This is a genomic window from Pseudomonas sp. B21-059 (assembly GCF_026016285.1).
Lineage (GTDB): Bacteria > Pseudomonadota > Gammaproteobacteria > Pseudomonadales > Pseudomonadaceae > Aquipseudomonas > Aquipseudomonas danubii.
On the sequence record NZ_CP087201.1, the window covers coordinates 4,123,830 to 4,143,319 of the forward strand.

The window sequence follows — 19,490 nt, forward strand, 5'->3', positions numbered from 1 at the left end:
CGCCGCCAAGGTGGGCAGCGGCCCGCTGCTTGCAATTTCAGAACAATAAACAAATGGCTTGAACAACAAATGGCCGGCTAAGGTACGGCCTTCAGCAGACGAGGTCAGTGTGAAGCCTACAAACGTGATTGTGGTCGGTGCCGGCATTGTCGGTGCATCCATCGCCTACCACCTGGCCAGACAGGGCGCGCAGGTCACGGTAGTCGAGCAAGCCAGTCCCGGTTCCGGGGTCACTCGCCATTCCTTTGCCTGGATCAACCCACACGGCGAATTCCCGGCAGCCGCTCGGCCGCTGCGCTCCCTGGCGCTGGCGGACTATCGACGCCTGCAGCAGGAGTTGCCCCAGTTGCAGATTCAATGGACCGGAGCACTGACTTATGCCGAAACCGGCCCGGACTCGACAGACACCGATACCCAGGGGCCGATGTCGTCCGCCCATTGGATCGACCGTGACCGGATCGGTGAACTTGAACCCAATCTGCAGGAACTACCGCAACGAGCCCGGTACGCCCACGGCGAAGGCAGCCTCGACCCGGTAGCCACCACCCAGACGCTGCTCGAAGGGGCCCGGGCCCACGGCGCCCGGGTGCTTACCCAGACGCCGGTACAGGGGTTGCTGGTGGAGGGCCGGCGCGTGCTCGGCATCACCACTGCGGCCGGGCCTTACCTAGCCGAGCACATCGTCCTGGCAGCGGGCTGCGCCACCCCTGCCCTGTTGGCGCCCCTGGGAATCCAGCTGCCGGTGCAGGCCTCGCCGTCGATCCTGATCCGCTTCGATGCCCCGCGCGGCCTGGTCAAGACCCTGGTTTCCAACAGCCTGCTGGAGATTCGCGAAGCGGCGGACGGCAGCCTGCTGGCGGCGGAAGACTACATCGACGACAGCGGTCCTCAAGGGCCCGAGGCCATAGCGCAGCAAGCCATGGCCACGATCCGCCGCCTGTTCCGCGGCGCCGAGAAGATAGCCCTGCGCAGCGTTGAGGTCGGTCAACGCCCAATGCCCTGTGATCAGTTGCCGATCATTGGCCCGAGCCAGCAGTGCCTGGGCCTGTACCTGGCGGTGATGCATGCCGGGGTGACCCTGGCGCCCACCGTCGGCCGCCTGGTCAGCCAGGAGTTGCTGCTGGGCCAATGCTCTGCCGAGCTTGCCTCGTGCCGCCCGGCACGTCTGGGCTGACGGGGTTCAGCGGGCTCGTCATCGGGTGTCCGTTCTTCGAATCAAGCCACCCGTGAGCTTGAGCCGGGTCATGACCTGAGTGGCTCAGCCATCCCTGGCTCCTGGTTGCGGACAGCAAAGTCAGGTCCGGAAATTTCAAGCGACTTTCCAGACTCATCCCATATTAGTTTTTGCGCACCCTTTGCTAGGTTGAGCGCCACTTTGCACCCGGGCCAGGTACGGCGCGGGTCTGGCCTCTCTCACGCTTAAGGATGAGCCTATGTTCGCGCCGGCCGACACTGCGCATTTCGTGCTGTCCATCCCTGCCGTTCGCCACGACTTCAAGGTGCTGGCCTTCAAGGGCCGCGAAGCCATCAGCGAGCTGTATGCGATCCACATCGAGCTAGTTTCGGACAACCCCAACGTCGATCTGGAAAGCCTGCTCAACCAGCCGGCGTTCCTGCAGTTCGGCCTCAAGGGTGAAGGCATCCACGGCCTGATCGACGACATCGAAATCGGCGACAGCGGCAAGCGCATGACCCGCTATCACCTGATCCTGCGTCCTCACCTTTATCAGTTGCAGCACCGCCACAACCAACGGGTCTATCAGAACCTGACGGTGCCGCAGATCATTGCCAAGGTGCTCAAGGAACACGGCATCCTCGCCGACCAATACCGCTTCAACATTGCTCCCAAGCCTTCAGTACCCAGGGTGTATTGCGTGCAATACGGGGAGACGGATTTCCAGTTTGTGCAACGCCTGTGCTTTGAAGACGGCATTCACTGGCACCACGAACACAGCCTCGACCAGCACCTGCTGGTATTTTCCGACAACCAGACCGACTACCCGATCCTCGCCACCGCGCGCTATCAGCAAGGCAGTGGCCTGGCCGCCGAAGACCCGGTGGTCAGCCATTTCGCGGTGCGTTTCAGCACCCGCACCAGCCAGGTGGTGCGCCGCGACTACAACCTGAAAAAGCCCGACCCGCGCAGCGCCTCCAGCGGCGCCCCGCTCGATCCGGTGCCCAGCACCCTGCACAGCTGCGCACAGAGCGAGGCGCTACCAATCCTTGAGGACTATCGCTACCCGGGCCGCTACAGCACCGGCGCGGTGGGCCAGCAACTGAGCCAGATCGCCCTTGAAGGCCATCGCACCGATTACCAGTTGGCCAAGGGGCAGAGCGATCTGTCGAGCTTTCGCTGCGGCCATCTGGTCACCCTCAGCGAGCATCCGCGCGGCGAATACAACCAGATGTGGCTGCTGGTCAGCGTTGAGCATGAGGGTCGACAACCGCAGGTGCTGGAAGAGTCGGTCACCAGCGACGAGCGCCACGGCGGCTTTACCCAGGGTTACCGTAACCGCTTCAGCGCCATCCCCTGGGACACCTTCTTTCGGCCGCAAGAGCCCGCCCCCAAGCCCCGCCTGAGCAGCCAGACCGCGCTGGTGACCGGTCCTGCCGGTGAGGAAATCTGGTGTGACGAATTCTCACGGATAAAGATTCAATTTCATTGGGACCGCGAAGGCGAGCGCAACGAGTTCTCCAGCTGCTGGGTGCGGGTGGCCACCAGTTGGGCCGGTGAAGGCTTTGGCCACGTGATCATCCCGCGGATCGGCATGGAAGTGCTGGTCAGCTTTATCGGCGGTGATCCCGAACAGCCCTTGGTGACCGGCTGCGTACCGAACCAGCACACGCCCGTGCCTTATCCGTTGCCTGCAAACAAGACCCGCAGCGTGTTCAAGACCCGCAGCAGCCTGGGCGGCAATGGCTCCAACGAGTTGCGCATCGAGGACAAAAAGGGCGCCGAAGAGATCTACGTCCACGCGGAGAGGGATCAGAACATCGAAGTCGAACACGACGAAACCCACTGGGTGGGACGTGATCGCACCAAGACCATCGACCGCCACGAACGTGATCGCATCAAGCGCAACTGGTCGATCAATGTCGACTGCTTCAAGACCGAGACCATCAACCTGGCCTCTCTGCAAAACGTCGGGCTGGCCAAGATGATGAACATCGGCACGGTCTACAGCCAGAACGTCGGCCTGCACATGAACACCCTGGTGGGAATCAACCAGAGCACCCAGGTGGGCCGTAGCCAGAGCACGGTGGTGGGCACGTCCTACAGCCTCAAGGTCGGCGATGGCAGCGTGCAAAGTGCCGCACCGCCTGCGGGTGAGGAGCCTGCGCCGGAGGCCAGCGGACCAGGATCGAGCATCAAGCTGGACGGTGAAAGCATCACCTTGCAGGTCGGACGCTCGAAAGTGGTGATCACCGATGCCGGGATCTACCTCGACGGACCGGACATTCATCTGGTGGCAGGCAACACGGTCAACGCCGATGCCCCCGCAGACGTGCACCTCAACAGCGGCACCGCACAACCGGCGCCGAACCTGCCGGTGGACGCCGAAACCACCCAGCTCAAAGGCCTGGATGTGACCGATGCCATGCCGCTCTTGATCGACGGTAGCTGGTGATGGGTGTCATCCACATCGAGAACCACACCGGGCTGCCACACCTGCTGTATGAAAAAACCACCCCGGCGGGCGTGCCCATGGACATCCTGGTGATTCGCGGCACCTTTGATTTTGCGCAGGGCTTGGCCATGCCCTTGAGTGCAGATCAGAGCGCGATTGTCCTCGGCGATCGCTTCGATGGACCGATAGCCACTTTTCCCTTGCAGGCGGTGATCGCCGAAGAAGGCGATCTGCTGTTGGGCAAGCCCGGCACCGATGTGCTGCTGCAAGGCAGCGTGCACAGTGCTGAGGGGCAGTGGCGCACGAACTGGCCGGTCGAGGTGCAGGTCGGAGCTGTGCGCAAGAACTTGCAGGTCCATGGTCCGCGCACCGTGCACAAGGGGCTGATGGGCTGGACGCTGAGTGCCCCCGATAAAGTGGAAAAGGTCACGCTGGATTACCGCCTGGCGTTTGGCGGCTGCTTCTACGACCCCGAGCCATCACCCGGGCAGACGCCGATTCCCAGCGTCAGCTACCCCAGCAACACAGCCGGTTGTGGCTGGCTGCCGAGCGCGGCTGAATTGAACACCCTGGAGGCTTCGGTGCGCCAACGCATCGAGGCACAGATCGCGCAGTTGGACAGCCTGCCCGCCCCTCAGATTGAAGACCCAGCACATCCCTACAAAGCCCCCTCGCAGCGTTTGCAGCCCGTGGGCCTGACCGCGCTGGCGCGCTGGTGGCAGCCGCGCGTGGGCTTGCAAGGCACGCTGGACGCGCAATGGTTCGCTGAACGCTATCCACTGCTGCCGGACGACTTCGACCCACGCTTTTACCAGAGCGCCCCGGCCGATCAGGTGGCCGTGCCCTATCTGACCGGTGATGAGAGCGTGCGGCTCAAGGGCTGCCTGAGCGAGGGCGACTACCTCATGCATTTGCCCGGAGTTGCACCGCTGGTGGTGTGTGAAAGCACGGACGCTGAGCCCTTCGTCAGCGTGCCGGTGCTCGACACCCTGCGCCTTGACCTGGACCAGCGCCAGGCCGTGCTGCTGTGGCGCCTGCCCGTGACGGCGGGTATCAGCCAGATAACCATGGCGCTGGTTGGCACCGCCGCGTTGCCAGGGAAGGCTTGAACATGACGGACAGATTGACGATCTCCGACAGCGCCGATGATGCGGCAGCGGAACAACGCTTGATGGATGAGCGCAGGCTCAGTGAGTTGCAGCAGCTGAAAGCTGAGCTGGACGCGCAAAAAGCCGCCGCCACTCAAGCGGTAGCCGCCGAGTCGGCGCCGGTGGATAGGGACGCGGCCGCCACCGCCAAAGGGGGCAGCAAGCGCCACGTCGCCCATGACAGCAGTGAATGGCAAGCCGTGTGCAGTGTGCCGGACTTCTGCTGGGTCGGACCGGTGGTGGTGGCTTTCGACTCGTTCGCGACATTGGACAGACCGGTGCTGGCTTCCAGCGACGTCAAGGCCCGTGGCACCAAGGTCTATCGGCTGGGGGACCTCTTCAATCAGGTCCAGGCCGATGCCGGCGCCCATGTGGTGGCCGGTACCTCGCTGGGCGCGGGCAACGTCAAGCTGCTGGAGGGCCACGGCAACGTCAAGGTCAATGGCCTGCCGCTGGCCCGGCATGACAGCGCCTGCCTGATCAACTGCAACGCCGCCGGTGTAGGCGGCACCCTGGGCAAGATTGTGACAACGGCCCAGTCGGCCACTGCGGCTGCCAGCGAGACGAGTGACCTGGCCCCTCCCGGAGAACGCACCAGCGAACGCCTGCAAGCATTGGAGGCCGAGCGCGAAGCCCTGAAACAGCAGCAACTCGACATCGATGGGCTGGATAAGTACATCGATTTTGACGGCTGGAACAAAAGCGCCGATGAAGGCATCGCCAGCATCAAGCAAGGGGCGGTGCTGGGCTCGACGCCCATGGGTCCGCTGATTGCCCATTACTTTCCGGCGGTAGCGGACGCCGATGCGCAAGTCACTCGTGGCGTGACCGGGTTTGCCAAAGACACGGTCATGGGAATCGGCGAACTGGCCTACACCGGGGCCAAGCATCAAGCCAAGAGCCTGCAGAGCAACTACACCGCCGATGGTCTGCGCGGCCGTGCCTTGGATGCGCAGATCCTCGCGGAGAACATGCGCCTGGGCAACATCACCCCGGGGACTGTCGGAACAAGCATCAGCAACGGAGCCAAGGCCGTGGGTTCTGCCTTGGTCAAACCAGTCACCGATGCCTGGTCCAAGGGCAATCACATCGAGGCCGTGACCCGGGCGGGCGTGGAGATCCTGACCTTGCCCTGGACGCTGTTCAAGGCAGGCAAGGCTGCGGAAGCGGCCAAAGCCGCCAATGCCTTGAAAAACGCCAACCGCACTGAAACCGTCGCCCATGCCGGCGACGGCGTTCACGTCAGACCCCAAGGTGCCGCCCACGGCAGCGCAGAAGACGTGAAAACCGGGAGGACCTCCGACAGCGGCAAAAACTGCGAAACCAGCAAATGCAGTCTTGAAGGCGAGCCGGTGGACGTCGCTACCGGTGACTACCTGCAAACCTGGCCAGTGCTGGAGATCCCCGGCAGCCTCCCGCTGAAACTCTCGCGCCTGTATCGCTCGCGGGCAGACTTTCGCGGGCTATTTGGGTGGAAATGGGCGGACGATTGGTCCCAGCACCTGGTGCTCGATCACCAGCGCATTACCTATCACACGGTCGACGGCAGCACCCTGGACTACGAGGCGCCGGACGACGAAGTCCAGGCCCATAACCGACGTAACGGGCGCTACCTGCTCAGCGGCCAACGTTCGGGCACCTTGCGCCTGTATGACCGCGCGACCCAGCAAACCCTGAGCTTTGCCCACAGCCCGAACCACACTCGCCCCCTGACCGCGATCGAAGACAGCAACGGCAACCGCATCCGCTTTATCTACGGTCCACAGCAGCGGTTGCAGCGCGTCGAACACAGCGACGGCTATCAGTTGCACATCGAGCTCAGCAGCACAGGCCATCTGACAGGCATCACCCTGCACGACGGCGAACAACACCCGCGCCGCTTGCTCAGTTGCCGCTATGAGCAACACAGCATGCTGACCGACTGCGCCAGCCATCAGTTCGGCACCCTGTATCACGCTTACGACAACGCCGGCCACATGACCCAGTGGCACGACACCGACAAGACCCATTTCCACATTGCCTACGACGCCAAAGGGCGAGTCATTCGCACCCATGCCGACAGCGGGCATTACACCGACCGCTTCGAGTACCACGAGGCCAACCGCTGCACCGACTACCACGACGCTGAAGGCGGTAGCAGCCGGCACTACTACAACAGCGACTTCCTGGTGGTGCGCAAAATCGATGCGCTGGGCCACGAATGGCTGACCGAGTGGGACGAATACACCAACAAGGTCGCCACCACCGACCCTCTGGGTCGCACCACCACCTACCGCTACAGCGACTTCGGCGAGCTGCTGACTCAGATCAACCCGGACGGCACCCGGCACACCTTTGACTACAACACCCAAGGCCTGCTGACACGCTACGTCGCCGCCGACGGTGTCACCTGGCAAATGAAGTACGACGCCCAGAGCAACCTCAGCAGCGTCAAAGACCCCGATGGGCGTACCACCACTTACCAACACGGGGCCCATGGCGAGTTGCTGAGCCTGACCTGGCCGGAGGGCACCCAGACCCTTTACCGCTACGACCGCAAACAGCGCCTGAGCGAAATCCAGCAACCGGACGGCCAGATCAGCCGCGTACAGCTGGACACCCTGGGCCGCCCTCTCCAGCAGCAAGACGCGCTGGGCCAGATCACCCGTTATGCCTACCACAGCCAGCACGCCCATCCCCGAGGTTCCCTCAGCGGCGTGACCCTGGCCGATGGCACCGAACAACACTGGGCTTACGACAGCGAACACCGACTGGCCAGCTTCATCGATGGCGAAGGTCATCGCACCCGCTACGCCTACGGCGCCTTCGACCTGCTGGAAAAGCTCACCTACCCCGGCGGGCAAAGCCTGGCCCTGGGCTACGACAGACTCACCCGCTTGACCCGCCTGACCAATGGCGTCGGCGACGTGTATCAATACGCCTACGACAAGGCCGGGCGCTTGATCGCCGAACGCGACTTCGCCGGCACCCTCACCCGCTATTGCTACAACGCCGTCGGTTGGCTCAGCGAAAAACACTGCGCCGACGGCGCCCGCGTGGCCTATCACTACGACATCGCCAGTGCGCGCCTGCTGAACATCGCTCACTACCGGGCCAACGGCGAACTGAGCGAACAGACCGAGTTCAACTACAACGACGTCGGACACCTGATCCGCGTCAACAGCCCGGGCGCCCGTATCGAATACCAACGCGACGCCGTGGGCCGCCTGCTCAGCGAACGCATCAATGGCCGCCTGATCGAACACCAGTACGACCCCGCCAGGGGCATGCCCATCGGCCAGCAAGCCGGTGCCATCGCCGAACAGGCCAACGCCCAGGAAGCCTTCGCCGCGCTGCCCCAGGTGCAGTGGCAGCACGACCGCAATGGCGGCCTGGCGCAACTGCTGATCGCCGGCCATGCACCGCTGCAGATCAGCCGCGACGCCCTGGGCCGCGACATTCAGCGCACTAGCGCCGCCGGCTTCAACCTGCATCAGCACTACAACAGCCTCAGCTTGCTGACCGAGCAAAAGGCCGGCGCAGCAGCGACCTCCTTTGTCGAACGCCACTACCGCTACGACAAAGCCTTCAACCCGATCCAGATCGACGACAACCGCTGGGGCCAGAGCCAGTACCGCTACAACGCCAACCAGCAACTGATCGCCGCCCACCTGGGCCAGGGCCAGCCGCAGCAATGGCTCTACGACAACGCCCTCAACCTGCTCAGCGAAGGGCAGATCCACAGCGCAAAGGGCATGGGCGTCAAGGCCGAGCAAAAAGGCGGGCGCGTGGTCAAATCCGGGGCCAACCGCTACCGCTACGACCCCTGCGGCCGCCTGGCCGAAAAAATCGTCGACCGCCACGGCTTCCGCCCCCAGCGCTGGCAATACCGCTGGAACAGCGACAACCGCCTCACCGACCTCTACACCCCCAACAACGAACACTGGCGCTACGAGTACGACGCCTTTGGCCGCCGCACGCGCAAGTTCAACTTCAGCCGCAGCAACAAACGCAACTCGATCTACGCCCACAGCGAACAACACATCATCGGCGAGGAATACCTGTGGAGCGGCGAACAACTGCTCGAAGCCGCGCCCATCTACGCCGACGGCACCGTCGCCTTCGAACACGCCACCCGCTGGAGCTACGCCCCGGGTGGCATCACCCCGCTGGCGCAACAACAAGGCGACAAACTCTGGTACATCGTCACCGACCACCTCGGCACGCCCCGAGAGCTACTGGACGAAAGCGGCCAACTGGGCTGGAGCAATAGCCCCAACGTCTGGGGCCAGTCACGGCTATGGCAAGCCGCGAATGACGAGTTCGCCAGCAGCAACGTGGTGCCGATCAACAAGACCACCTGCCCGATTCGCTTTCCGGGCCAGTACTACGACGAAGAGAGTGGGCTGCACTACAATCGGCACCGATACTACGATCCGGAGACGGCGCAGTATTTGAGTCCGGATCCGATAGGACTCGCGGGTGGGATTCGGCCGCAGGGGTATGTGGATAATCCGTTGAGTTGGGTTGATCCACTGGGGCTGGCTGGGTGTAGTGCATATAAAGGAAAACTCAGTAGCAAAGCTTCCGAAATGAAGCCATTAGTTAGAGGAAGTAAAGAATGGAATCAAGCGATAAAAGATTCGAAAATCGCTCTTGCTAATGGTGATAAATTCCAGGTTAAAGTGCAGTCAAGTACTGACGCAAAAGCATTTTTACAAGAGTCTCAAGGCAACATGAACCGTTATAAAGCCCATACACAAAGTGCACGTGCTGATGGTATTCCAAAGTACCCTAAAGGTTATGAACAACATATGGGGCCGGAAGGCGGATTCGGCGACTCACCACATATCAAGTGGTACAATAATGAAACGGATGGTCATATTTTCTATGATATACCGAATTAATGATGAAAAATAATTATTCATTTGAGCTTCTTACGAGAAAGGAAATCTACTCTGGCTCGAACAAGAGTGATTTGTTCTTTTCTATGTTGGAGTTAACCAAGTGTGGTACTGTATACCCAGTGGATACGTTTGTCGAGCTGGAAGATAAACTGCCTGACAATCAATATTACATCGCCCACAATCTTGTTTTTCGCAAAGGAAAAAAGGTTTTATTTAATGGTGAATTAGTCGTTTCATACAGGAACGATTTGATTGATTTTTTAGCAAAATCAATCGAAAGCAATGACTTGAGGAATCTATTGATATCACCAGTTTTCGATGAGTCCCCCAGTTATGTTGTATCTATTAATGATGAGTCTTTTTATTTTTTCATATAAACTGTAACCAATAAAATGCCGGTGGATTATTTTACACTTTCCGGCATTTCTATTTATAGCCTTGAAGGATTTAAAATATCCATATGTTTAGTTACTTTTGCCCGATTCACCACCTGACAGGGCATCACGCTGATATCCAGCGGTTGCCCGGTCAGGCAGCTTTGTGTCAGCCAGTCAACGCCGACATGCGGCTGAGCGCCCACCTACAATAATAACCGTTTAATCTCCGCCTCATCGGTGGCAAAGGTAATTATCAGTCCATTCCGGAACTTTTCTATCTTAAATACAGCGCCGGGCGTAAACCCTGCTCTAATAACATCCTCACCATCGATAATCAGCTAGAAAATAAACTCATCGGCGGTGGTGCCTGTTATATTAACGCCGTTCATACATGATCCCCACCTGAATAATTAATCTACCCTGTTCAATATTCACCATTACTGGCTGGCCAGTTAAAAAACCGTGCTACTCCAAACCAATACCCCTTAATAATCAGTTGTGGTGCGGGCTTTTTAGTGCCGCCATTGGGGCAATAACCCCCCCCGGCAATAACGTTCTGCTTTAGCCGATTTATTTATAGCAGCGTCTGACTTAGAATCGTGCTTAGCCATAGTAACTACCTCGTTTAGTTACTTGTGGTGAGCGGGGTTGTTGTACTGAGAACACTTCAATTGGGCCAGGGCCAGCCACAACAGTGGTGCTACGACAACGCCCTCAACCTGCTCAGCGAAGGCCAGATCCACAGCGCCAAGGGCATGGGCATCCATGCCGAACAACAAGGCGGGCGCGTGGTCAAGTCCGGGGCCAACCGCTACCGCTACGACGCCTGCGGCCGCCTGGCCGAGAAAATCGTCGACCGCCACGGCTTCCGCCCCCAGCGCTGGCAATACCGCTGGAACAGCGACAACCGCCTCACCGACCTCTACACCCCCAACAACGAACACTGGCGCTACGAGTACGACGCCTTTGGCCGTCGCACGCGCAAGTTCAACTTCAGCCGCAGCAACAAACGCAACTCGATCTACGCCCACAGCGAACAACACATCATCGGCGAGGAATACCTGTGGAGCGGTGAACAACTGCTCGAAGCCGCGCCCATCTACGCCGACGGCACCGTCGCCTTCGAACACGCCACCCGCTGGAGCTACGCCCCGGGCGGCATCACCCCGCTGGCGCAACAGCAAGGCGAAAAACTCTGGTACATCGTCACCGACCACCTCGGCACGCCCCGAGAGCTACTGGACGAAAGCGGCCAACTGGGCTGGAGCAATAGCCCCAACGTCTGGGGCCAGGCACGGCTATGGCAAGCCGCGAATGACGAGTTCGCCAGCAGCAACGTGGTGCCGATCAACAAGACCACCTGCCCGATTTGCTTTCCGGGTCAGTACTACGACGAAGAAAGCGGCCTGCACTACAATCGGCACCGGTACTACGATCCGGAGACGGCGCAGTATTTGAGTCCGGATCCGCTGGGGCTCGCGGGTGGGGTTAGGCCGCAGGGGTATGTGCATAATCCTTTGAGCTGGGTTGACCCGCTAGGTTTGGCTGGAGATTGTATTGATAAGCCAGATCACGGCGCGGGTAAAAGCTCGAAGAAGTATGGGCACGCTCGAAGTGAACATGGCTCGCAAAGAAAAGCTCAAGAATTGATGGACCGAGCTAAAAACCCTAAAGATCCGAAGCCGCAGGGTCATTTTAGTGAAAATAGAATGATTGAAGAAGCATTTGAAAAAGCCCCAACAACACCTGGAGTTCATGACGTACACGTATCAAAACAATCGAACGCTTACTATCCGGACGGAACAACAAAAACAACAAACATAGTTAGAGCTATAATAAGCGAAAGAAAGGGACCCACTACCGCATACCCTTACGTACTTGGCGATTAAAACATGAAAATTATTTTAGAAATAAAAAACAAAAAAACACCAGGCGAAGCTGATGAGTTCATTGATGAAGAATTAACTCCATTCCAATACCACCTAGAAGAATTAAGGCAATACATTGATGGTGAGATTACTTTAGAGCTGAACAGCAAGCACAAGATATACCTCGACATATACCCTGACCTGACTGTCAATTTCGAAGAAATTGTAGATTCGATTCAAAGGGCAAAGTCAGGATGGATTGGAAAAGATTATATTTGGTTCTGCGAGCAAGGTCGCGACACTTACTTACACTATACAATTGACGAAACCCTAATCGGCCTCTCATATACAGAGGGCAATGAAATCAGCAAAGGCAAAGGAGATAAGCCAGCACCTAGCTTCAAGGTAAAAATAAAAAAAACAAACTACGTGAATGAGTGGGAAAAATTATTCCTACATATCTCAAGATTATTTAAAGAAAAACCAGGAAAAACAATAAAGATGCCATGGCAAAATAAGTTCCGGCAAACTAATAATCATTGACTACGACGCCACACATAAAAACACAAGAACTCAACCCCCTGAAATTTTATATAAATCAATCTGTGAACACAAAGAGCTTATGAATACTATAGCTCTATCTCTATTAGACAGAATAGAAGAGAAAATCTACTGGCGCGACCTCATTCTAAAATCTTAAGGAAATAGATTTTTAATCTTCCCTTAAAATAAGCACAGTTATTTTTACTTAAACCGTTCTATAATCAACATTATATCCAATAGATATCTATCAACCTGACAAAATTAAATAAATGACCTCATCGATTTTGGAGCCAAGTAAAAACACCACCTTACCTTATAGCGATACGACGTGTATCGCAGACGGAAATTATTGAAAAACAACTAATCGACTTGTTGTATTTTTATTTTTGACACCACATAAATAAATTTATAACTATCAGTTCAAGCGTGTACAACATCCAGCGCAGCACCGCCGGCTTCAATCTGCAACAGCACTACAACCACCTCAGCTTGCTGACCGAGCAAAGCCGCGCCCATCTACACCAACGGCGCCATCGTCTTTGAACAGATCCCCCACAAGAACTCCACCCTCCTCGGCCACTCCCTTACCATCCGCCAGCCCCCACCTAAAGAGTTCGTAAAGACTGCCCGGCCGCCACTGACCCAGCCAGGCAAATGCGCTTCAATTCTCCTTGAGCCAAGCCTGAAACGCCCGGAGAAGCCCATGAGTAAGCTTGCCCGCTATCTGCAGGTCGAGGACATCCTCCTCGACGTCAATGTCTCGAACAAACAGCGCCTGTTCGATCAGGTTGGCCAGCATCTTCAAGAGACCCGGCAACTGCCCGGCGATTGGGTCACGGCCAGTCTGTGGCGCCGGGAACTGGCCGCCAGTACCGCCATCGGCGATGGTGTGGCCGTGCCCCATGCGCGGCTCGCCGAGCTCGACAGCATCCATGCGCTGTACCTGCGGCCGCAGACCGCCATGGCCTTTGCCGCCCCCGACCAGCAGCCGGTGAGCGATATCCTCGTGCTGCTGGTGCCCGCCCCCGCCGATCAGCAACACCTGGAACTGCTGGCGGACACTGCCCGGCTATTCTCCAATCCACGCTTTCGTCAGGCGCTGCTGCGGTGCCACGATGCGTCGCAGGTCAAGCAACTGGTTGACCACTGGTAGTCCCCCAAAGGTCCTGGTCCGAGGTGCTGGCCAGGTGGTGGGGCTTCCAGGTCTAAAATGCTCGCCTCAAAAGGCTGCAAGAAGGCCCCGACTGTCCGTTACCAGCATGCGGCCCGAGGCTATTGCCCCGTCACCTTCCTGAAGCGCAGATTGCGCGCCACGCTGCTGGTCAACACGGCACCCTCCTCGGCAAAGCTGATCACCCCCAGTTCACCGGCGCGAAAGCGCTCCGTCGTCAGCGGCTGCAAAGGGTAGCTGTGCTGGCCGATACGTACGTAGAGCTTGCCTTGCCGGGGGTAGACCTTGAGCTGTCCGGGGCTGGTTTGCAGTGCGTAGAGGCCGACATAACGACGAATATCCTCGGGTTTCCAAGCCGAGGCCAGGACGTAGGTCGAGGCCGGGTTGTTGCTGACGATCCGTGCCCCCGGTGCCGCCGCGAGATAGATCGGGATGCCGTCGTTGTCCGCCACCATCAGTTGATCGCTCTGGCGGAGCAACGGCAGGACCTCATGAAAGGTGTCCAGGACAAACCCCTTGCCGGTGCGTTGCAGCTGGAACTGATGACCGAGATCATCCAGGTAGGTGCCGGCCACCAAGGTATTCAAGAACGCCTTGGGCACCGCCTTGATGCTCGGCGGCGGCGCCGGAATGCCCGTGTCCCGGGGCAACCAGGACGGGCCCAGCAGGACATCCAGCAAGCGATGCCCGCGCTCCGACGCCTCCCCTTCCGTGCTGTTGCACAGGACCACAGTGGCCACATCCAGCTTCGGGTACCAGGCCACATCGGTGCTGAAACCGGCCCAACTGCCGCTGTGGGACACCTCTTGCAGGCCCCGATAACTGCGGTTGGCCAGGCCCATGCCGTAATAGCCCGGGTCACCGTCGTTGAAGGGCTCGGTCTGGCGCATCTTCTCCACCAGCGCCGTGCCCCCGACCCGCCCCGTGGACAGGTTGCGCAACCACAGCATCAGGTCCGCCACAGTGCTGTGCACCTGACCGTCGCCGGTCTGTTCCCAGCGGGCGTCCACGGCTTCGGGGCCCTTGGACGGCTCGTCCTGTTCATAGCCCTGGGCCAGGTTCGGCAACTGCACCGGGTACTGATCGACAATGCTCGAGCGACTCATGCCCAGGGGCTCGAACAGATGGGCTCGACTGTAGTCCTTGAGGGGCATGCCGGCGGCTCGCTCGGCGATGCTCGACAACAGTACATAACCGCTGTTGCTGTAGCTGAATTCGCTGCCGGGGGGAAACATCAGGGCGTTCTGCTTGAACAGCAGATCCAGGGCCTGTTGCTGGGTGAAGCGCTGGGTCAGGGGAATCCCCGCCAACTCCGCCAGCAGCATGTAGTCCTGCAGGCCCGAGGTGTGGTGCAGCAGATGACGGATCTGGATGCCCTCGGCATAGGCCGGCAGCTCCGGCACAAAGCGCCGGATCGAGTCATCCAGATCCAGGCGGCCTTGGGCTTCGAGCTCAAGGATGGCAAAACCGGTGAACTGCTTGGACACCGAGGCCAGGTTGAACAGGGTATCGGCCTGGATCGCCCGGCCCGTGGCCAGGTCGGCAGCGCCGTACTCTGCGCTCCAGATCGTTTTGGCGCCGCGCATCACCCCGGCGGCGCAACCGGGCTGGTCAGGCTTGATGTCGTCGAACACCTCGTGAAACGCCAGAGGCTCGGTGGCATGGGCCAGGGGCATCGCGCCCAAAGTGCTGATCAGCAAGGTTGCAAGCATGGAACGCATGGGGGTTTTCCTCTGGTCACGTCGATCCTTCAGGCTCCTTGGGAGGCTCCTCGGAAGGCGCACCAGTATCCCCATGGCAAACATTGGAATCTGTCTGCAGTCAGTGATTTTCTGTGAATAAACGTGCAGGGATATGAGGCGCTGCAGGCCCGGGAACAAAGCCTGCAAAAATGCCGTTATCATCCACCGCTCGAACGCCATCCTCACCGCGTCCCTCGACCCGGCCCCACTTTCACTCGATGGAACCTGCCATGCACCTGCTGTATCCCAGCGACCCGTTCGCCCCCAAACGCCCGGACGAGCACTACCTGGACGAGTACGAGGCGGTGCTGGCCGCTGGCCTGAACGCCTCGCTGTTCTCTTTCGAGGATTTCGAAAGCGGCCGTTTCAAGGCTTCCCCGGCCCTGCCAGCCGACGAGCCAGTGCTCTACCGCGGCTGGATGTTGACGCCCGAGGGCTACGGCGCACTGCTCGAGCACTTGCACGCCAAGGACGCCAAGGAGTTCACCTCCCAGGCCCACTACCGGCACTGCCATCACCTGCCAGAGTGGTATCCGCTGCTGGCCCGGTACACCAGCGAGACCCGGGTACTGGCGCCCGACACCGACTTTATCCAGGCACTGGCAGACCTGAACTGGCCGGGTTATTTCATCAAGGACTACGTCAAGTCGCTGAACACCGGCAGCGGCAGCCTGGTGGATTCGCCGGCAGACATAGCCCCATTGGTAGAGCGCATGCGTCAGTATCGCGGCCAGATCGAGGGAGGCATCTGTGTCCGGCGCCGGGAGGACTACCTGGAGGACAGCGAACGGCGCTACTTCGTGCTCAACGGCAAGGCCCATGCTGCACAAGGCGAGGTGCCGGCACTGGTGAGCGAGTGTGCTGCGCTGATCGACAGCCGGTTTTTTTCGGTGGATGTGGTCTTGCGGGCCGACGGCGTGCTGCGTCTGGTGGAACTGGGAGACGGTCAGGTATCGGACCGCAAGGAGTGGTCGGCGCAGCGCTTTGCCGCCATGCTCGGCGCTGCCGACTGAGCACTGCGCAGCGCAGCAAGCACCGCAGCCCCGCTTCAAAAGCGCCCTCAAGCCCCTGCTGCGCCTGCTGGGGCTGTTCGATCCGCTGCTGCGGGAGATGGTGGAGATGCACTACCTGATCAGCTCGCCGCTGATCCTCGATGACTCGGCCCTGCAAGGCTTGATCGGGCCCATCGCCAAGACGTCCTATGCCGAAGGCGTGCGCCGGGCCTTGCAGGCGGCGCACAACGCCCGACAGCCGTGAAGTCGCCTAGAAGACGGCCACCTGATCAGCGGAGAATTCCAGTAACCGGGGTTCGACTCAACGAGCCGGTGCCGGGGCAATCGCCAGGCGACTGGTGGCCTTGATCTCCCGCAGCGCCAGGCTCGACTGGATCGAGGCGATGCCCGGCTGGCGCCTGAGCACCTGCTCGACAAAATCGCTGTAGCTGTCCAGGTCCTGGGCCAGCACCTGCAACAGGTAGTCGGCGTCACCGGTGATCTTGTGGCAGGCCTGGACCTCGGGCAGACGCATGATCACCGCCTCGAAGTCATCCGGAGTCTGGTCGGAGTGGGTGGCAAAACGCACATGCACGAAGGCCATGATGTCCAGCCCCAGCAGGCGCCGGTCGAGGTTGGCCTGGTAATCCTTGATCACCCCCTCCTCTTCCATGCGTTTGCGCCGGCGCCAGCAGGGGGTGAGGCTCAGGGACAGGCGCTCGCTGAGTTCGGCGTTGGAAATGCTCGCGTCCTGCTGCAACAGGGCGAGGATTGCCAGGTCGGTTTCGTCCAGGGACACCCTTCGAGTCATTTTTTTCACAAGTAGCCACTCAATGGAAAAATATTACCCAAAACTCTAATTCCATCAGAACAAAAAGCAAAGAAGTCGCAGCCATGCCGGAACAAACTATTTGCACCGGACAACAACAATGGATGCGTTCAGCATGCTTACCGTCTTCAGCGAATCCCACCGCCTGCACCACGGCACCGAGTTGAAGGATGGGGTGCTCAAGCCCTCCTTCGAGCAACCCAGCCGAGCCGATACGGTCCGCGACCGGGTCAGGCACGTGGGGCTTGGCGACATCATCGTCCCCCGCCGTTTCGACCGCTCCTGCTACGTCGCCGCCCACAGCGAACGCTACGTGACCTTCCTGGAAAGCGCCTGGAGCGAATGGCGCGCCACCGGCCGCAGCCACGACGCCCTGCCCCTGGTGTGGCCGGTACGCGACCTGGCCAACCAGCAGGTGCCGGAGTTCATCGACGGCAAGCTGGGCTTCTTCGCCATGGATGCCGGCTCGCCCATCACCGCCACCACCTGGAATGCCGTGCGCACCAGCGCCGATATTGCCCTCACCGGCCTGGCGCTGATCGACGAAGGCCAGGACAGCGCCTTTGCCCTGTGCCGTCCGCCGGGCCATCACGCGGCACGGGAATACATGGGGGGCTACTGCTACCTGAACAACGCCGCCATTGCCGCGCAACACGCCGTGACCCGGGGCGCGAAACGCGTAGCGGTGCTGGACGTGGACTTCCACCACGGCAACGGCACCCAGAACATTTTCTACCAGCGTGATGACGTCCTGTTCGTCTCGCTGCACGGCGATCCGGCGGTCTCCTACCCCTACTACTCGGGGTTCGCCGCGGAGCGTGGGGCCGGCGCCGGCGAAGGCTGCAACCTGAACTTCCCCCTGCCCCGAGGCACCACCTGGCAGCGCTACCGGGAAGCACTGATCCAGGCCTGCGCCCGGCTTCGCGAGTTCTCCCCGGAGCTGCTGGTGGTGTCCCTGGGCGTCGACACCTTCAAGGACGATCCCATCAGCCACTTCCTTCTGGAAAGCGAGGATTTCCTCGGCATGGGCCAGGTCATCGCCGGCGTGGGCGTACCCACGTTGTTCGTCATGGAGGGCGGCTACATGGTGGATGAGATCGGCATCAACGCGGTCAATGTGCTCCACGGCCATGCCAACCGCTAATGCACCAGCGTCGCACTGCCCAGCAGTTTTCAACGTTCTGACCGAGAGGGAAAAGACATGACCTTGTTCATCGATGTGGATCACGCAGCGGACCTGTATTCACGCCTGGGCATAGGCCGGGCGATCCGGGAAATGGCCGGCTACATCCAGGCCGACTACCAGCGCTGGCAAGCCTTCGAGAAATCCCCGCGCACCGCCAATCACTCCGCCACTGGCGTCATCGAGCTGATGCCCGCCGACGATGGCCAGCAGTACGCGTTCAAGTACGTCAATGGCCACCCCGGCAATCCCGCCCGGCACCTGCTGACGGTGATGGCTTTCGGCGTGCTGGCCCAGGTCGACAGCGGCTACCCGGTGCTGCTCAGCGAGCTGACCCTGACCACCGCGATGCGCACCGCCGCCACTTCAGCGCTGGTGGCACAATCCCTGGCCCGCAAGGACGCCCGCCGCATGGCGCTCATCGGCAACGGCGCCCAGAGTGAATTCCAGGCCATCGCCTTTCATGAAATGCTCGGCATCAGCGAGCTGCGGATCTTCGACATCGACGTCGAAGCCTCCCACAAGCTCAAGCACAACCTGCAGGCCTGGCCGGGGCTCGAGGTGCGCATCGCCGACTCGGTGGCCGATGCGGTCAAGGGCGCGGACATCGTGACCACGGTCACCGCGGACAAGGCCTACGCCACCATCCTCACCCCCGAACTGATCGAGCCAGGCATGCACCTCAACGCCGTGGGCGGCGATTGCCCGGGCAAGACCGAGCTGCACGCGGACATCCTGCGCAACGCCCGGGTGATCGTCGAATTCGAACCCCAGACCCGCATCGAAGGCGATATCCAGCAGATGCCGGCGCACTTCCCGGTCACCGAGTACTTCCGCATTGCCCAGGGCCTGGCGCCGGGCCGCGAGCATGAGGCCCAGGTCACGGTGTTCGACTCGGTGGGTTTCGCCCTGGAAGACTTCGCGTCCCTGCGCTACCTGCATGACCTGGCACGCCAGCACGGCATCGGCGAGCAGATTCAGCTGGTGCCCACGCCGGCCAATATCAAGGACCTGTACCAGTTGCTGCAACAGCGCCCCGCCCCCCTGGCGACGGCACCACGACGGATCACCGCCGGCTGAAAGAGCGCTCCTGTGGCCCATGAACAGGGAACCGGCCTGGTG

13 protein-coding genes are annotated in these 19,490 nt (G+C 60.1%); 11 read left to right on the plus strand and 2 right to left on the minus strand.

Going from position 1 to position 19,490, the window contains the following annotated elements; translation table 11 throughout:
* Nucleotides 1–109 precede the first annotated feature (109 nt).
* From LOY69_RS18200 to LOY69_RS18235, 7 genes are all read left to right on the plus strand, one after another.
* The gene (locus tag LOY69_RS18200; protein WP_265073362.1) at nt 110–1,174 is read left to right on the plus strand and encodes an NAD(P)/FAD-dependent oxidoreductase; all 1,065 of its coding nucleotides are present in this window, start codon (nt 110–112) and stop codon (nt 1,172–1,174) included.
* 259 nt (nt 1,175–1,433) lie between these two features.
* Nucleotides 1,434–3,629: a type VI secretion system tip protein VgrG gene (locus tag LOY69_RS18205; RefSeq protein ID WP_265073363.1), complete on the plus strand. Its 2,196-nt coding sequence runs from the start codon at nt 1,434–1,436 to the stop codon at nt 3,627–3,629.
* Nucleotides 3,629–4,738 carry a DUF2169 domain-containing protein gene (locus tag LOY69_RS18210; protein ID WP_265073364.1) on the plus strand — a complete coding sequence of 370 codons (1,110 nt, stop codon included), beginning with the start codon at nt 3,629–3,631 and terminating at the stop codon, nt 4,736–4,738. The genes LOY69_RS18205 and LOY69_RS18210 overlap by 1 nt, the downstream gene beginning before the upstream one ends.
* 2 nt (nt 4,739–4,740) lie before the next feature.
* Nucleotides 4,741–9,663 (plus strand): RHS repeat-associated core domain-containing protein, encoded by a 4,923-nt coding sequence (locus LOY69_RS18215; RefSeq protein WP_265073365.1) that lies wholly within the window; start codon nt 4,741–4,743, stop codon nt 9,661–9,663.
* A gap of 1,048 nt (nt 9,664–10,711) precedes the next feature.
* Entirely contained in the window at nt 10,712–11,929 is a 1,218-nt protein-coding gene (locus LOY69_RS30390; protein WP_320110041.1) for an RHS repeat-associated core domain-containing protein, read from the plus strand.
* A 3-nt stretch (nt 11,930–11,932) separates the two neighbouring features.
* Entirely contained in the window at nt 11,933–12,451 is a 519-nt protein-coding gene (locus tag LOY69_RS18230) for a hypothetical protein (protein WP_265073366.1), read from the plus strand.
* Between the two features lie 703 nt (nt 12,452–13,154).
* Complete coding sequence (locus LOY69_RS18235) at nt 13,155–13,604, plus strand: PTS sugar transporter subunit IIA (protein WP_170004087.1); 450 nt, start codon at nt 13,155–13,157, stop codon at nt 13,602–13,604.
* 119 nt (nt 13,605–13,723) lie between these two features.
* Here the strand turns inward: LOY69_RS18235 and LOY69_RS18240 are convergent, their stop codons facing one another.
* Complete coding sequence (locus LOY69_RS18240; RefSeq protein ID WP_265073367.1) at nt 13,724–15,343, minus strand: serine hydrolase domain-containing protein; 1,620 nt, start codon at nt 15,341–15,343, stop codon at nt 13,724–13,726.
* A 251-nt stretch (nt 15,344–15,594) separates the two neighbouring features.
* Between LOY69_RS18240 and LOY69_RS18245 the strand changes: the two genes are divergently transcribed.
* The gene (locus LOY69_RS18245; protein WP_265073368.1) at nt 15,595–16,377 is read left to right on the plus strand and encodes an ATP-grasp domain-containing protein; all 783 of its coding nucleotides are present in this window, start codon (nt 15,595–15,597) and stop codon (nt 16,375–16,377) included.
* Nucleotides 16,349–16,621, plus strand: coding sequence for a hypothetical protein (locus tag LOY69_RS18250; RefSeq protein WP_249735673.1), 273 nt, complete (start codon nt 16,349–16,351; stop codon nt 16,619–16,621). The genes LOY69_RS18245 and LOY69_RS18250 overlap by 29 nt, the downstream gene beginning before the upstream one ends.
* A 57-nt stretch (nt 16,622–16,678) precedes the next feature.
* Here LOY69_RS18250 and LOY69_RS18255 read toward each other — a convergent pair whose 3' ends face one another.
* Nucleotides 16,679–17,167 (minus strand): Lrp/AsnC family transcriptional regulator, encoded by a 489-nt coding sequence (locus tag LOY69_RS18255; RefSeq protein ID WP_170004083.1) that lies wholly within the window; start codon nt 17,165–17,167, stop codon nt 16,679–16,681.
* A 133-nt stretch (nt 17,168–17,300) separates the two neighbouring features.
* Here LOY69_RS18255 and LOY69_RS18260 point away from each other — a divergent pair, with 133 nt between their 5' ends.
* Nucleotides 17,301–18,329, plus strand: coding sequence for a histone deacetylase family protein (locus LOY69_RS18260; protein WP_213665560.1), 1,029 nt, complete (start codon nt 17,301–17,303; stop codon nt 18,327–18,329).
* Nucleotides 18,330–18,386: 57 nt separating this feature from the next.
* Entirely contained in the window at nt 18,387–19,448 is a 1,062-nt protein-coding gene (locus LOY69_RS18265; protein WP_265073369.1) for an ornithine cyclodeaminase, read from the plus strand.
* The last annotated feature ends 42 nt before the right edge of the window (nt 19,449–19,490 follow it).

Excerpts from the sequence above, each read along its gene's own strand:
- LOY69_RS18205 (WP_265073363.1), top strand. The coding sequence starts at position 1,434 with ATGTTCGCGCCGGCCGACACTGCGCATTTCGTGCTGTCCATCCCTGCC.
- LOY69_RS18210 (WP_265073364.1), top strand. The coding sequence starts at position 3,629 with ATGGGTGTCATCCACATCGAGAACCACACCGGGCTGCCACACCTGCTG.
- LOY69_RS18215 (WP_265073365.1), top strand. The coding sequence starts at position 4,741 with ATGACGGACAGATTGACGATCTCCGACAGCGCCGATGATGCGGCAGCG.
- LOY69_RS18230 (WP_265073366.1), top strand. The coding sequence starts at position 11,933 with ATGAAAATTATTTTAGAAATAAAAAACAAAAAAACACCAGGCGAAGCT.
- LOY69_RS18235 (WP_170004087.1), top strand. The coding sequence starts at position 13,155 with ATGAGTAAGCTTGCCCGCTATCTGCAGGTCGAGGACATCCTCCTCGAC.
- LOY69_RS18240 (WP_265073367.1), bottom strand. The coding sequence starts at position 15,343 with ATGCGTTCCATGCTTGCAACCTTGCTGATCAGCACTTTGGGCGCGATG.
- LOY69_RS18245 (WP_265073368.1), top strand. The coding sequence starts at position 15,595 with ATGCACCTGCTGTATCCCAGCGACCCGTTCGCCCCCAAACGCCCGGAC.
- LOY69_RS18255 (WP_170004083.1), bottom strand. The coding sequence starts at position 17,167 with ATGACTCGAAGGGTGTCCCTGGACGAAACCGACCTGGCAATCCTCGCC.
- LOY69_RS18260 (WP_213665560.1), top strand. The coding sequence starts at position 17,301 with ATGCTTACCGTCTTCAGCGAATCCCACCGCCTGCACCACGGCACCGAG.
- LOY69_RS18265 (WP_265073369.1), top strand. The coding sequence starts at position 18,387 with ATGACCTTGTTCATCGATGTGGATCACGCAGCGGACCTGTATTCACGC.